Source organism: Mycolicibacterium holsaticum DSM 44478 = JCM 12374 (assembly GCF_019645835.1).
Taxonomy (GTDB): Bacteria; Actinomycetota; Actinomycetes; order Mycobacteriales; family Mycobacteriaceae; genus Mycobacterium; species Mycobacterium holsaticum.
Genome location: NZ_CP080998.1, coordinates 2,367,984 through 2,382,134, shown reverse-complemented (window position 1 = coordinate 2,382,134; position 14,151 = coordinate 2,367,984). Strand labels below are relative to the sequence as shown.

General features: G+C 67.3%; 13 protein-coding genes. 4 read left to right on the top strand and 9 right to left on the bottom strand.

The genetic code is table 11. The annotated features are described in order from the left end of the window. Positions 1 to 41: 41 nt before the first annotated feature. The 3 genes from K3U96_RS11450 to K3U96_RS11440 are packed head-to-tail and all read left to right on the top strand — an operon-like array spanning position 42 to position 1,508. A complete protein-coding gene (locus K3U96_RS11450) occupies positions 42 to 359 on the top strand; it encodes an ArsR/SmtB family transcription factor (protein WP_069406705.1) in 318 nt (105 codons plus the stop codon). Beyond that, on the top strand, positions 356 to 859 hold the full coding sequence (locus tag K3U96_RS11445; RefSeq protein ID WP_220693086.1) for an SRPBCC family protein: 504 nt from the start codon (positions 356 to 358) through the stop codon (positions 857 to 859). The genes K3U96_RS11450 and K3U96_RS11445 overlap by 4 nt, the downstream gene beginning before the upstream one ends. 1 nt (position 860) lies before the next feature. Next, complete coding sequence (locus tag K3U96_RS11440) at positions 861 to 1,508, top strand: flavodoxin family protein (protein WP_220693085.1); 648 nt, start codon at positions 861 to 863, stop codon at positions 1,506 to 1,508. Here the strand turns inward: K3U96_RS11440 and K3U96_RS11435 are convergent. The 7 genes from K3U96_RS11435 to metH form a co-directional block, all read right to left on the bottom strand. Further along, positions 1,459 to 2,829 carry an FAD-containing oxidoreductase gene (locus K3U96_RS11435; protein ID WP_220693084.1) on the bottom strand — a complete coding sequence of 457 codons (1,371 nt, stop codon included), beginning with the start codon at positions 2,827 to 2,829 and terminating at the stop codon, positions 1,459 to 1,461. The two genes, K3U96_RS11440 and K3U96_RS11435, sit on opposite strands and share 50 nt — an antisense overlap. A gap of 10 nt (positions 2,830 to 2,839) precedes the next feature. Beyond that, entirely contained in the window at positions 2,840 to 3,322 is a 483-nt protein-coding gene (locus K3U96_RS11430; protein WP_220693083.1) for a DUF4126 family protein, read from the bottom strand. Between the two features lie 67 nt (positions 3,323 to 3,389). Further along, positions 3,390 to 4,241 carry an ATP phosphoribosyltransferase gene (gene hisG / locus K3U96_RS11425; protein ID WP_069406716.1) on the bottom strand — a complete coding sequence of 284 codons (852 nt, stop codon included), beginning with the start codon at positions 4,239 to 4,241 and terminating at the stop codon, positions 3,390 to 3,392. Positions 4,242 to 4,246: 5 nt separating this feature from the next. Further along, positions 4,247 to 4,528, bottom strand: a complete 282-nt coding sequence (locus K3U96_RS11420; RefSeq protein ID WP_069406710.1) for a phosphoribosyl-ATP diphosphatase — start codon at positions 4,526 to 4,528, stop codon at positions 4,247 to 4,249. 25 nt (positions 4,529 to 4,553) lie between these two features. Next, positions 4,554 to 6,059: a sugar porter family MFS transporter gene (locus tag K3U96_RS11415; protein ID WP_220693082.1), complete on the bottom strand. Its 1,506-nt coding sequence runs from the start codon at positions 6,057 to 6,059 to the stop codon at positions 4,554 to 4,556. An 88-nt stretch (positions 6,060 to 6,147) separates the two neighbouring features. Beyond that, positions 6,148 to 6,831: an HAD family hydrolase gene (locus K3U96_RS11410; RefSeq protein ID WP_220693081.1), complete on the bottom strand. Its 684-nt coding sequence runs from the start codon at positions 6,829 to 6,831 to the stop codon at positions 6,148 to 6,150. A gap of 7 nt (positions 6,832 to 6,838) precedes the next feature. Next, positions 6,839 to 10,597: a methionine synthase gene (gene metH / locus K3U96_RS11405; protein WP_220693080.1), complete on the bottom strand. Its 3,759-nt coding sequence runs from the start codon at positions 10,595 to 10,597 to the stop codon at positions 6,839 to 6,841. A gap of 315 nt (positions 10,598 to 10,912) precedes the next feature. Between metH and K3U96_RS11400 the strand changes: the two genes are divergently transcribed. Further along, positions 10,913 to 11,806 carry a PAC2 family protein gene (locus tag K3U96_RS11400; RefSeq protein WP_069406713.1) on the top strand — a complete coding sequence of 298 codons (894 nt, stop codon included), beginning with the start codon at positions 10,913 to 10,915 and terminating at the stop codon, positions 11,804 to 11,806. Here the strand turns inward: K3U96_RS11400 and K3U96_RS11395 are convergent, their stop codons facing one another. Both K3U96_RS11395 and K3U96_RS11390 read right to left on the bottom strand, forming a co-directional pair. After that, complete coding sequence (locus K3U96_RS11395; protein ID WP_220693491.1) at positions 11,807 to 13,201, bottom strand: DUF1254 domain-containing protein; 1,395 nt, start codon at positions 13,199 to 13,201, stop codon at positions 11,807 to 11,809. It lies immediately after the preceding gene. 35 nt (positions 13,202 to 13,236) lie between these two features. Continuing rightward, positions 13,237 to 14,115: an SDR family oxidoreductase gene (locus K3U96_RS11390; protein ID WP_220693079.1), complete on the bottom strand. Its 879-nt coding sequence runs from the start codon at positions 14,113 to 14,115 to the stop codon at positions 13,237 to 13,239. Positions 14,116 to 14,151 lie beyond the last annotated feature (36 nt).

The following is a 14,151-nucleotide window of genomic DNA, read 5'->3' as shown; positions in this document are numbered from 1 at the left end:
ATGTGTTTGCATCTATATAGATGCAGTGCAATACTAGGGGCATGGACGTCTTCGAAGCCGTCGCCGAACCGAGCAGGCGCGCCCTTCTGGACGCGCTCATCGACGGTGAGCGCACCGCGGGCGAGCTGGTGGCGACGCTGCCCGAGCTGACCCAGCCGACGGTGTCACGGCACCTGCGGGTGCTGCGCGAGGTCGGGCTGGTCGAGGTCCGGCCCGATGCCCAGCGGCGGATCTACGCGTTGCGCGCCGACGGCCTGGTCGCCATCGACGATTGGATCGACCGCTACCGGCGCTACTGGGCCGATCATCTCGACGCCCTGGAGCGCCATCTGCACGACACGCACCGGGACCGGTCATGACCGGGCGCGAAGGGCGGCTCACCGTCGAGGGCGACCGCGCGGTGCTCACCTTCGAGCGTCGCCTGCCGTACCCGGTGGAGGCGGTGTGGTCGGCGATCACCGACCCCGCAGAGCGTAGGGAGTGGTTCGGCGAGACGACGATCGACGCCCGCGCCGGCGGTTCGATCGAAATGGTCGCCACCGGTCCCCCGCTGCCCCCCGAGCGCAAGCGGATGACCGGCCGCATCCTGGTGTGGGACCCGCCCAATGTCCTTGAGCACGAATGGAAGCAGCCGATCGTCGAAGACGGCGTCGTGCGCTACGAGCTGACCCCCGACGGCGACGGCACCCTGCTGCGGTTCAGCCACCGCGGCCTGGGCGTGCGCAACGCTTCGGGGTTCCGAAGCGGCACCCACGCCTTTTTGGACCGACTGGAAGCCCACCTTGCCGGTGAGAAGTTGCCGGACTGGGCGACCCGTCGTCAAGAAATCACTGGTTCAGCACGGCTGGAGTTCAATTGATATGAGACACAACGGTTCTGACATCGCTGCGCCCGCACTGACGGTCGCATACCATTCCGGGTTCGGGCACACCGCGGTGCTCGCCGACGCCGTGGCGGCCGGCGCGCGCGAGGTCGGCGCGGACGTCAGGGTGATCGCGCTCGACCGGATGACCGAGACCGACTGGGACGCGCTGGACCGCGCCGACGGCATCGTCTTCGGCAGCGCCACCTACATGGGCAACGTCTCGGCAGGATTTCAGGCGTTCGCCGAGAAGACCGGCAGGCGCTGCATCGAGGGCGCCTGGCGGGACAAGGTCGCCGCGGGCTTCACCAATTCCGGGGCCAAAAGCGGTGACAAGCTCGGCACGCTGACGTCGCTGGCCCTGTTCGCCGCACAGCACCACATGCACTGGGTCAATTTGGGCCTGCCGCCGGGCTGGAACAGTTCGCGCGGCAGCGAGGACGATTTGAACCGGCTGGGCTTCTGGCTGGGTGCGGGTGCGCAGACCGACGTGGACGCCGGGGTCGATCAGATGCACGCCTCCGATGTGCAGACGTGCCGTCATCTTGGTGCGCGGGTGGCGCTGGTGGCGCGGCAACTCAACGTCGGGCGCTCGGCTACGTCAGCGGTGTCATCTCCTGCAGCATCGTCGGCACCAACTCGCTGACCGTGGGGTGGATGTGCATGGTGCGTGAGATCGCGGTGTAGGGCTCGTCGGCGGTCATGATGTCGAGGATCGCGTGGATGACCTCGTCGCCGCCGACGCCGAGAATCGCCGCACCGAGGATCCTCTCGGTTTCGGCGTCCACCACGACTTTCATGAAGCCCTTGGTCTCGCCTTTCTCCACCGCACGCCCGACCCGTGTCATCGGGCGCTTACCCACCAACGCCTTTCGGCCCGACCGGCGGACCTCCTCGACCGTCATACCGGCGCGGCCCAGCGGCGGATCGATGTAGAGCGCGTACGTCAGCACGCGGTCGCTGACCCGGCGCGGGTCGTCGTCGAGCAAGTTGGCCGCGACGATCTCGAAGTCGTTGTACGACGTGTGGGTGAACGCGCCGCGACCGTTGCAGTCGCCCATCGCCCAGATGTGCCCGACGTTGGTGCGCAGCTGATCGTCGACGACGATGTAGCCGCGCGCATCGGTTTCGACACCGGCCTTGTCCAGGCCCAGATCGTCGGTGTTGGGCTGGCGACCGACCGCGACGAGCAGGTGGGTGCCTGCGATGGGACGCGCGCCGTTGCGGGGTGTCACCTCAAAACCACCGTCGCGCTTGGTGAACCGGCTCGCGGTCGCGTCGAGGACGACGTCGATGCCCTCGGCTTCGAGGATGTCCCTGATGGCGGCCGAGACGTCCCGGTCCTCTTTTGACGTCAGCCGCGGCCCCCGCTCGATGACCGTGACCCGGGCGCCGAACCGCCGGTACATCTGCGCGAACTCCAACGCGATGTAGCTGCCACCGATGATGACCAGATGCTCTGGCACCGTGTCCAGTTGCAGGATCCCGACGTTGGTCATGTAGTCGACCTCGGACAACCCGGGCATGTCGGGTGCCACCGCGCGGCCACCGACGTTGAGGAAGATTTGGTCGGCGCGCAGCACCCGGTCGTCGACGCGGATCGTGTGCGGGGTCTCGAACCGGGCATGGCCGCGCACGACCGTACACCCGGGCATGCCGGCCAGCCAGCTCTCCACACCCTCGCGGTCGTCGTCGACGATGGTGTCCTTGCGAGCCTTCACCTTGCCCATATCGATCGTGACATCGCCTGTGCCGACGCCGTATTCGGCTCCGCGCCGGGCCAGGTGTGCGGTGTGCGCGCTGGCCACCATCGTCTTGGTCGGGATGCAACCGTAGTTCACGCAGGTGCCGCCGATCAGTTTGCGCTCGATCACCGCCACCTTCTGTCCAGCCTTCGTCAGCCGGCCCGCCAGCGGTGGACCGGCTTGACCGGCGCCGACGATGATCGCGTCGAACTTCTCTGCCACGGTCTGCTCCTCAGAGCAGGCTGACGAGGAACGCGATCAGGAATCCGCCGCCGACCGCGACGATGTCCTCGAGGATGGCTCCGGGCCGGTCCTGGCCGCTGCGCAGCGATGCCAGCCGCTCGCGCGCCGCCGCGCCGGCCAGGGTGCCGAGCACCGCACCCAGGATCCCGGCGCCCAGCGCGCTGAAGGTGTGGAACGAGGCGCTGCCGATGACGGCACCGGCGAACCCGCCCATGATCAGCCGGAACACGAACTGGGGTGTGGTCTTGCGGCTCGGCGTCCGCGGCAGTTGGTCGGTGACCAACTCCACCAGAAGGAAGATCGTCAACAGCGTGACGGTGATCGGGTGGCCCATCCACTCAGACCACTTGTCGTCCAGGTCGATCCAGCCCAGCACCGCGCCCCACGACACCACCGCAGGTGCCGTGAACGCCCGCAGCCCGGCGATCACACCGATCAGGAGCGCGAGCAAGAGTACGAGGGCATGCGTCATGTCGACCTCCGACCGGTGGATACGCCAATCGGACGCTAACACGGCCCACGCGCACCGTCAGGCTGAATCAGATGCGGCAGAACCGGATGTCGGAGGCCAGGATCGCCTTCGCGCCGATGGCGGCCAACTCGTCCATGATCGGGTTGACGTCACGACGCGGGACCAGTGCACGCACGGCCACCCACGCCGTATCGGCCAGCGAGGCGATGGTGGGCGATTCCAGCCCGGGGGTGACGGCGATCGCCTCGTCGAGCACGCTGCGTGGACAGTCGTAGTCCAACATCAGGTACTGCTGGCCGAACACCACACCCTGCACGCGCCCGGCCAATTGGTCACGCGCCGAGCGGTTGTCGTCGGAGGCGTCGATGCGTTCGACGAGCACCGCCTCCGAGTCGCACAGCGACTCCCCGAACGCCACCAGGTTGTGCAGGCCCAAAGTCCGGCCCGAACCCACCACGTCGGCGATCGCGTCGGCGACGCCGAGCTGCACCGAGATCTCCACTGCGCCGTCGAGGCGGATCACCGTGGCGTCGATCGCCCTGGCTGCCAGGTCCTTTCGGACCAGGTTCGGAAACGCCGTGGCGATCCGCTTACCCGCGAGATCCTCGACGCGCCAGCTGCGCCCGGCCGGAGCCGCGTACCGGAAGGTGGAGTAACCGAACCCCAGCGCCAACCGTTCGCGGACCGGGGCATCGGATTCGGCGGCCAGGTCGCGTCCGGTGATACCGAAGTCGAGCTCCCCGGACCCGACATAGATGGCAATGTCTTTGGGCCGCAGGAAGAAGAACTCGACGTGGTTGGTCGGGTCGACGACGGTCAGGTCCTTGGCGTCGGTGCGGCGACGGTATCCCGCCTCCGACAGGATCTCGGAGGCCGGTTCGGACAGCGTGCCTTTGTTCGGGACGGCGACCCGCAGCATCGCGCTCACAGCTTCGCGTAGACGTCGTCGAGGGTGAGCCCGCGCGCGATCATCAATACCTGCGTCCAGTACAGCAGTTGGCTGATCTCCTCGGCCAGGGCCTCATCGGGCTCGTGTTCGGCGGCCAGCCACACCTCGCCGGCCTCCTCCAGGATCTTCTTACCCAACCCGTGCACGCCGCCGTCCAGGGCCGCGACAGTGCCGCTGCCGACGGGCCGGGTCCGCGCGCGCTCGGACAGTTCGGCGAACAGGGTTTCGAAGGTCTTCACGGCACGCGATTGTTCCACGCCGGCCCGCTGCGGGTCACGCGGGTTACGCCGGCGCCGGGCGGGGGTCCTGCTGCATGTCCTCCAGGTGCAGGCCTTTGGTTTCCTTCACCCAGCGCCACACGAACATCAACGACAGCACCGCGCACACCGCGTAGAAGCCGTAGGCCGCGCCGAGATGCTCGCGCAGGCCCGGGAACGTCACGGTGATCAACCAGTTGGCCACCCACTGGCCGGCCGCGGCCAGGCCCAGCGCCGCGGCGCGGATGCGGTTGGGGAACATCTCGCCCAGCAACACCCACACCACCGGGCCCCACGACATCCCGAAGGACACCACGAACAGGTTCGCCGCGATCAGCGCGATGGGCCCGGACGCGCCGACGAGCACCGGCTGCAGGTTGCCGTCGACGACCTCGGTGCCCGCGGTGGCAAAGATCACCGCCATCGTGCCCAACGTGACCGCCATCCCCGTCGAGCCGACCAGCAGCAGCGGCTTTCGCCCGACCCGGTCGATCAGCGCGATCGCGATCAACGTGGTGACGATGTTGGTCACCGAGGTGATGACGGTGATGATGAACGCCTGGCTCTCGTCGAAGCCGACGGCCTCCCACAGGATGTTGGAGTAGTAGAAGATGACGTTGATGCCGACGAACTGTTGGAACATCGACAACCCCAGGCCGACCCACACGATCCCGTAGATGCCGCCGGTGGGCTTGCGCAGATCACGCCAGGACGGCGGCTTCTCGGACTTGAGCGACTCCTGGATACGGGTGATCGTCAGCTCGAGGTTCTTCTCCCCGAGCAGCATGCTCAGAACCCTGCGTGCTTCCGGAATGCGGTATTTGGCAACGAGATAACGCGGCGACTCCGGGATCGTGAAGGCCAGCGAGCCGTAGACGACGGCCGGCACAGCCATCATCAGGAACATCCAGCGCCACGCCTCCATGCCGAGCCACAGCACTTCACCGGAACCACCGGCCAAGTGAGCCAGCGCGTAGTCGATCGCCAGGGACAAGAAGATGCCCGTGACGATCGCCAACTGCTGCAGTGAGCCGAGCCGACCCCGGATCCGCGGCGGCGACGTCTCCGCGATGTACATGGGCGCGATCACCGAGGCGACGCCCACCCCGACGCCGCCGATGATGCGGAACACCACCAGCATCCACACGCCGGTCGGCAGCCCGAGGTAGTGATCGTCGTTGCCGCCGACGAAGTTGAACGACAGACCGGTGCCCAACGCACTGATCAAGAACAGCAGCGCCGCCAGCTTCATCACCGCCAGGCGGCCGATCTTGTCGGCGAGCCCGCCGGCGGTCATCGCGCCGACCGCCGCCCCGAGCAACGCCGACGCCACCGCGAAGCCCAACCCGACGCCGCTGATGGCGAACTCGCCTTCGATCGCGGCGACCGCGCCGTTGATCACCGCGCTGTCGTATCCGAACAGCAACCCGCCCAGCGCCGCAACGGCCGCGATGCGGACGACCCGTCCGGGATGGTCGGTTTGCTCGTAGTCGATTCCGGTTTCGGCTCCGCCGGCGGCGGCATGAGTCATGGGAAGCCTTTCCGCAGCGTGCGTGACCAGAAACCCATTGAATCACTTGCGACCACGTTGAATGGTCCGATCAGCCAACGTGAGGCGGTCAGGCGGTTCGTTCGGCGGCCCCGTCGGCCAGCTGCGCGTAGATGGTTCGCAACGCCGCGGCACCCAGCCCGACAAGCGAGCCGGCGTGTCGGCGCCGGGCACCGCCGGGCACCGCGACGTCGTTGGGTACCACCAGCACCGGGCATCCGGCGCTTTCGGCCGCGGCGGTGCCGGTGACGGAGTCCTCGATCGCCAGGCATTCGGACGGCGCCACCCCGAGCAGCGCGGCCGCGCGTTGATAGGCGTCGGGTGCGGGTTTGCCGCGACGCACTTCGTCACCGCAGACGGTTGCCGAAAAATAGTGCCTGCCAATGCTGTTCAGTGCCCGCTCGGTGAGCGCACGCTGGGTGTTGGTGACCAGGGCCATCGGAGTTTCTTCGGCAGCAAGCGCTTCCAGCAACTCGCGCGCGCCCTCACACCACTGCAGCCCGTCCTCGAACAAGTCGGCGGTGTAGGCGTGCAGCCAACGGTCGGACTCGGCCATCGCGGCTGGATCCGGGTCGAGGCCGAGGTCGGTGTACACCGCGCGGATGGTGTCCTCGGCCGATCCGCCCACCATCGACGCCCGCACCTCGGCCCGCAACCGGCCGCCCAGCTCGGTGTAGAGCGCGGCCAGCGAGATGTCCCAGAGCTTTTCGGAGTCGACGAGCGTGCCATCCATGTCGAAAAGCACCGCACGCACGATCCGATCAGTCCTCCGGGTTGTAGCTGAGGTTGGAGCTCAGCCAGCGCTCGGCCTGCTTGAGGGTCCAGCCCTTGCGGGCGGCGTAGTCGGCGACCTGGTCCTGGGCCACCCGGCCGACCACGAAGTACTGGGACTGCGGGTGCGCGAAGTACCAGCCGCTGACCGCGGCACCGGGCCACATCGCCATCGACTCGGTCAGCTCGATACCGGTGCGCTTGCGCACGTCCATCAACTGCCAGAGCGTCGCCTTCTCGGTGTGCTCCGGGCAGGCCGGGTAGCCGGGGGCCGGGCGGATGCCCCGGTACTTCTCCCCGATGAGCGCCTCGTTGTCGAGGTCCTCGTCGGGCTGGTATGCCCAGAACTCCTTGCGGACCCGTTGGTGCATCCGTTCGGCGAACGCCTCGGCCAGCCGGTCGGCGAGCGATTCCAGCAGGATCGCGCTGTAGTCGTCGAGGGCCGCCTTGAACTCCATGATCTTTTCCTGGCTGCCAAGGCCCGCGGTGACGGCGAAGGCCCCGACGTAATCCGCCAGACCCGTTTCTTTGGGTGCGACGTAGTCGCTCAGCGAGCGGTTCGGGATGCCCTCGCGGTGCTCACCCTGCTGGCGCAGGTGGTGCAGGGTGGTCAACACCTCGGTGCGGGTCTCGTCGGTGTAGACCTCGATGTCTTCGACACCGGAGCCGACCGCGTTGGCCGGGAAGAACCCGATCACCCCGTTGGCCGTCAGCCACTTCTCCTTGATCAGGGTGTCGAGCATCTCCTGGGCGTCGCCGTACAGCTTGCGGGCGGTCTCCCCCGACGCCGGGTTGTTGAGGATGTCGGGGAAGCGGCCCTTCATTTCCCACGCATTGAAGAACGGCTGCCAGTCGATGTACTCGCGCAGTTCGGCGAGGTCGTAATCTTCAAATTCCCGTACCCGCGTCCCGATAGCGGGCACCGGCGGCGAGTAGCCGTCCCACTCGATCGGCGTCCGGTTCGCGCGGGCCTTCTCCAGGGTCAGCATCGGCCGCTCGTTCTTCTGGGCGTGCCGTTCGCGCAGCGACGCATAGTCCTTCGCGGTGGCCTCGAGCAACGCAGGGCGCTGCTTGTCGTCCAGGAGCGCGGCCGCTACCGGTACCGAGCGCGACGCGTCTTTGACCCAGACCACCGGGCCGCTGCGCCGCGGCGCCACCTTCACCGCCGTGTGGGCGCGCGACGTCGTCGCGCCGCCGATCAACAGCGGGATCTCCAGCCCCACGCGCTCCATCTCCACGGCGAAGTTGACCATCTCGTCCAGCGACGGGGTGATCAGACCGGACAGCCCGACGATGTCGGCGCTGTGTTCCTTCACCGCGTCCAGGATCTTGCTCGCGGGCACCATCACACCGAGGTCGATCACCTCGAAGTTGTTGCACTGCAACACAACCCCGACGATGTTCTTGCCGATGTCGTGGACGTCACCCTTCACGGTGGCCATCACGATCGTGCCGTTGGTGTCCTTCTCGCCCGTGGTGCCGGCCTCTTCCTTCTCCGCCTCGATGAACGGCAGCAGGTACGCGACGGCCTTCTTCATCACCCGGGCCGATTTCACCACCTGGGGCAGGAACATCTTCCCCGATCCGAACAGGTCCCCGACGACGTTCATGCCATCCATCAGCGGGCCCTCGATCACCTCGATCGGGCGACCTCCCGCGGCGGCGATCTCGGCCCGCAATTCCTCGGTGTCCGGTTCGACGTGCGCGTCGATGCCCTTGACCAGGGCGTGGGTGATCCGCTCCCGGACCGGCAGGCTGCGCCACTCGGCGGCCGAAGCGTCGTCCGCCTTGTCCTTGCTGTTGTAGCGCTCCGCGATCTCCAGCAGCCGTTCGGCGGCGTCCTCGCGCCGGTTCAGCACGACGTCCTCGATGCGCTCGCGCAGTTCGGGGTCGATCGAGTCGTAGGGCACCAGCGCACCCGCGTTGACGATGCCCATGCTCAGGCCGGCGCTGATGGCGTGGTACAGGAACACCGCGTGGATCGCCTCGCGGACCGGGTTGTTGCCGCGGAACGAGAACGACACGTTCGAGATGCCGCCGGAGATGCGCACCCCGGGCAGGTTCTGCTTGATCCAGGCGCACGCCTCGATGAAGTCGATGCCGTACGTGGCGTGCTCCTCGATACCGGTCGCCAGCGCAAAGCAGTTCGGGTCGAAGATGATGTCCTCGGCCGGGAAGCCGACCTGCTCGGTCAGGATCCGGTAGGCGCGCCCGCAGATCTCCTTGCGACGCTCCAGGTTATCGGCCTGCCCCTGCTCGTCGAAGGCCATCACGACGACGGCGGCGCCGTACTTGCGGCACAGCTGTGCCTCGCGGATGAACTTCTCCTCGCCCTCCTTCATGGAGATCGAGTTGACGATCGGCTTGCCCTGCACGTTCTTCAGGCCCGCCTCGATGACCTCGAACTTGGAGGAGTCGATCATCAGCGGGACGCGGCTGATGTCGGGCTCGGAGGCGATCAGCTTGGTGAAGCGGTCCATCGCGGCGACGCCGTCGATCATGCCCTCGTCCATGTTGACGTCGATGACCTGGGCACCGACCTCGACCTGCTGAAGGGCCACCGACAGCGCGGTGTCGTAGTCCTCGGCCTTGATCAGGTTGCGGAACCGGGCCGAGCCGGTGATGTTCGTGCGTTCACCGATGTTGACGAACAGCGAGTTGTCGTCGATGTCGAGCGGCTCCAGACCCGAAAGCCGGGTGGCCACCGGGATCTGCGGCACCGCACGCGGGGTCTTGCCCTCGACCACCTTGGCGATCTCGGCGATGTGCGCCGGTGTCGTGCCGCAGCAGCCACCGGCCAGGTTGATGAAGCCGGCCTCGGCGAACTCGGCGATGTAACCGGCCTGACGCTGTGGCGTCTCGTCGTACTCGGCGAACGCGTTGGGCAGGCCCGCATTGGGGTAGCAGGACACGAAGGTGTCAGCGATCCGCGACATCTCGGCGATGTAGGGCCTCATCTCGGGCGCGCCCAGCGCGCAGTTGAGGCCGACCGCGAGCGGCTTGGCGTGCCTGATCGAGTTCCAGAACGCCTCGGTGACCTGGCCGGACAACGTGCGACCTGACGCGTCGGTGATGGTGCCCGAGATGATCACCGGCCAGCGCCGCCCCCGCTGTTCGAACAGCGTCTCCATCGCGAAGATCGCGGCCTTGGCGTTCAGCGTGTCGAAGATCGTCTCGACGATCAGGAGGTCGGCGCCACCGTCGACCAGGCCGCTGGCGGCCTCGAGATAGGCGGCGACCAGCTGGTCGTAGGTGACGTTGCGGGCGCCGGGATCGTTGACGTCCGGCGAGATCGACGCGGTCCGCGTCGTCGGCCCCAGCGCGCCTGCGACGTAGCGGGGCTTGTCCGGGGTGCTGAACTCATCGCAGGCCGCCCGCGCCAGGGCAGCGCCTGCGAAGTTGAGCTCGTAGGCGAATTCCGCCATGTCGTAGTCGGACAGCGAGACCGCGTTCGCGTTGAACGTGTTGGTCTCCAGCAGGTCGGCGCCCGCCTCGAGATATTCGCGGTGGATCGCCTCGATGATCTGCGGCTGGGTCAGGTTGAGCAGGTCGTTGTTGCCCTGGAGGTCGCTTGGCCAGTCCTTGAACCTCTCACCGCGGTAGCCGGCCTCGTCCGGGCGGTCGCGCTGGATCGCCGTGCCCATCGCGCCGTCGATCACCATGATGCGGTTGCGCAGGGTGGCCGTCAGTTCGTCGGTGCAGTCGGGGCGGATGTTCGCCTCTGGCGCAGTCACGAGCACTCCTTCCATAGCGGAAGGCGTCCTTGACTTCGCCGAGCGTGGCGGACACCGGTGGCAACCGGTACCCGTTGCAACGCCTCTCGACCAGGAAAGTCTACTTCGTCACCTGATTGACGTCTCGTCGTCGTCGCGATCGTGTTGGGCAAGTCTTTCGCCACCTCGGTTAACCGGATTGCAGCCGAACGTATTTCGTTTCGTCGAGGACCTCGGATGCGTTCATCGTCGATCGCCCACTTCAACCACGGATCCAGGGTAATCACCGGATCAAGTCGGCTCCTGTGGCGATGGTGCTCCTAGCCCCCGCGCAGGGCTTACGCTGGCGGAGTGACCTCGTCGGATGCGCGCGGCCATCGGCCCCCTGGCCTGCCCGAACTCAACGACACCATCGTCGTTGCGGCCTTCGAAGGCTGGAACGACGCCGGCGATGCCGCCAGCGATGCCCTTGAGCACCTGGAAGCCAGTTGGGATGCCGAACTGATCGTGGAGATCGACGACGAGGCGTACTACGACTACCAGGTCAACCGGCCGGTGATCCGGCAGGTCGACGGCGTCACCCGCGAGTTGGTCTGGCCGTCGATGCGCATCTCGCACTGCCGGCCACCGGGTTCGGACCGCGACATCGTGCTGATGAACGGCGTCGAGCCCAATATGCGCTGGCGGACGTTCTGCGCTGAACTGTTGGCGATCGCCGAAAAGCTGAACGTGCAGACCGTGGTGATCCTGGGCGCGCTGCTGGCCGACACGCCCCACACCCGCCCGGTGCCGGTGTCCGGGGCGGCCTACTCCCCCGACTCGGCGCAGACGTTCGGGCTGGAGGAAACCCGCTATGAGGGTCCGACCGGTATCGCCGGGGTGTTCCAGGACGCCTGTGTGCAGGCCGGCATCCCGGCGGTGACGTTCTGGGCGGCGGTGCCGCACTACGTGTCGCAGCCGCCGTGCCCCAAGGCGACGGTCGCGCTGCTGCGTCGCGTCGAAGACGTCCTCGACGTCGAGGTGCCGCTCGGTGATCTGCCCGCGCAGGCCGAGGAATGGGAGCAGGCGGTCTCCGAGATGACCGCCGACGACGACGAGATCGCCGAGTACGTGCAGTCACTGGAGCAGCGCGGCGACGCCGAGGTCGACATGCACGAGGTGCTCGGCAAGATCGACGGCGATGCGCTGGCCGCCGAGTTCGAGCGCTATCTGCGCCGCCGCGGCCCGGGTTACCGCGGCGGCTGACTACGTCCGCACCACCTGGGGCGGCTTCCACGTGCCGTTCAGCGCGTCGGGCTTGGGCCAGTACAGCCGCAGGATCAACTGGAACGGGCCCTTGGGGGCCGGAAGCCAGTTCGATTCCTTGTCCGGTCCGGGTGACTCGTTCTGCACGTAGATGGTGTATCCGCCGTCGGGATCGGGCACCACGCTGGGCAGCATCGGTGAGTTGATCAGATAGCGCTGGATCGGGTTCTCCACCAGCAGGCTCTGCGGCATCTCGTACATCGTCAACGACCAGAAGGCATTGACTGGCGGCAGCTGGCCGCCCGGCAACTTCACGACGTAGTTGTCGGCGCCGGTCAACGCCGCCCCCGTGGAGTCGACCGACAGCACCGGATACAGCGCCTCGGCGGCGGTGTTGCCGAAGATGCCGTATACCGCGCCCGCCATCCGGTAGAGGTAGTTGCCGTTGAGGTCCTCGGCGCTGCCGAACAACTGCGACGTCGGAACCTCACCGGTTTGGATCTTGTCCTTGGTCAGCTTGTCCAGTTCGGCCCAGGCGTCGGCCATGCCTGCCTCCACGGCCGACCGCATCTCCGGTGCCAGCTTGTCGGCCCGGAAGTCGCCGTCGGGGCCGATCCCGATGGACGCGAACCGCTTACGCAGTTCGGTTTCCTGGGGCAGCGCCGGCATGGAGCGCAGCGTGAAGCCGAGTATCTCGAAGAACTGTGGTGAGGTCCGCTCCTGATCCGGTGTGAGCGGAGGTACGAAGTCGATCGGCGGGGCCGGCGCGGGAGCCGGTTGGTTGAGGTACGCCGACAACGGCGTCGCGGCATATCCGGCCTGGATCTTCTCCACGTTGCCCAGATCCGACGGGCCGAACAGTTGGGTGCGGTAGATCACCAGCCCGGTGTCGGTGTCGAACCGGATGATCTCGTCGACGCCCTCGGGTTTCTCACCGTCCCAGCCGGGCCCGGCCACCAGGTATTTCCCGCCGCCGTTGCCGGTGGTGCGGCTGCCGACATAGGCGACGTTGTAGGTGTAGCCGTCGATGAACTGCAGCGAGTAGTAGCGGTCCTGTTCGACCGCGGGGACCGTCAACACCAACGGTTCGGTGCGCAGGTCGAGGCCGACCATCGAATACGGCGTGTCGGCGTTCGGCGTCTGCACCGTCTTGTCCGCGGGCGTCAAAAGCCTTGCGGTGCTGTGAACTTCGTTGAACCCGCCCATGTACTCCGGATCTTGTCTGTCGACGAAGTACGAGTACCGGATGCGGTAGCTGTCGACCAGCGGAAAGCCGTAGATGTAGGCCTCTTTGGCGATCGCCCGCGCGTCCTGCGGGCTCACCGGCGCCGCGCTCGGCGGCGCCGCCGGCGTCGTCTCCTTCTCGGATTCCGTCGTGCTGCACGCCGCCACCATCGCCGCAGCGAAAACCAGTACCGCGACCCGGCGGATCAACGGTTTTCCAGCGCTTCGGTGCGTGCGCTCATCGACCGGCCCAGCGCGGCCACCTCGGCGTCCATCCGCGGCAGCAGGTCGGGAACCGATTTGGTCAGGATTCGCTCCACCACCGGCGACGACAGCAGCGGCTTGAGCCACCTCAGCATCCCGACCCACCCCGGGCAGTTGATCTGTCGTCTGCGTTCCTCGATGCCCTTGACGAAGATCTCGCCGCACGCCTGCACCGACGTGGTCTTGCTCAACGGTCCCGGCAGTTTGCGCAACGTCTCCCGGAACGCCGCCGATTCGGCCTTGCTCTCACGCACCAGCGGGGTGTCGACCCACAGCATGTGCGCCGAGCCGACGTGCACGCCGCGATGTGCGACCTCCTGGCGCAGCGCGTTGGCGAAGTGCTCGACGGCGGCCTTGGAGGCATCGTAGGGGGCCATGCCTGCCGCGGCCGCGTAGGCGGCCGCCGACGACACGACCAGCACGTAGCCGCGCCTGTCGATGACCGACGGCAGCGCGGCGCGCACCGTGTTGAACACGCCGACCACGTTGACGTCGATCAGCGTCCTGAACGCGTCGGGGTCCACGGCCAGCACGGAACCGGCCGTGGCGATGCCCGCGTTGGCGATGACGATGTCGATGCCGCCGAACCGTCGGGCACCGTCGTCGACGGCGGCCTGCATCGCGCCGAGGTCGCGGACGTCGGCGACCGCGGTCAGCACCCGGTCACCGCCCAGGCGCGCGGCCACCTGCTCGAGTTGCTCGGCGTCCAGATCGGTCAGCACCACGCTGGCGCCCTTGGCGTGCAGGCGCTGCGCCACTTCTGCCCCGATACCGTTGGCGGCGCCGGTGATCAACGCGACTTTGCCGTTCACAGAACCCATGGCGTCAAGTTACCCGGGTCCGACCAGCTTTTCGCG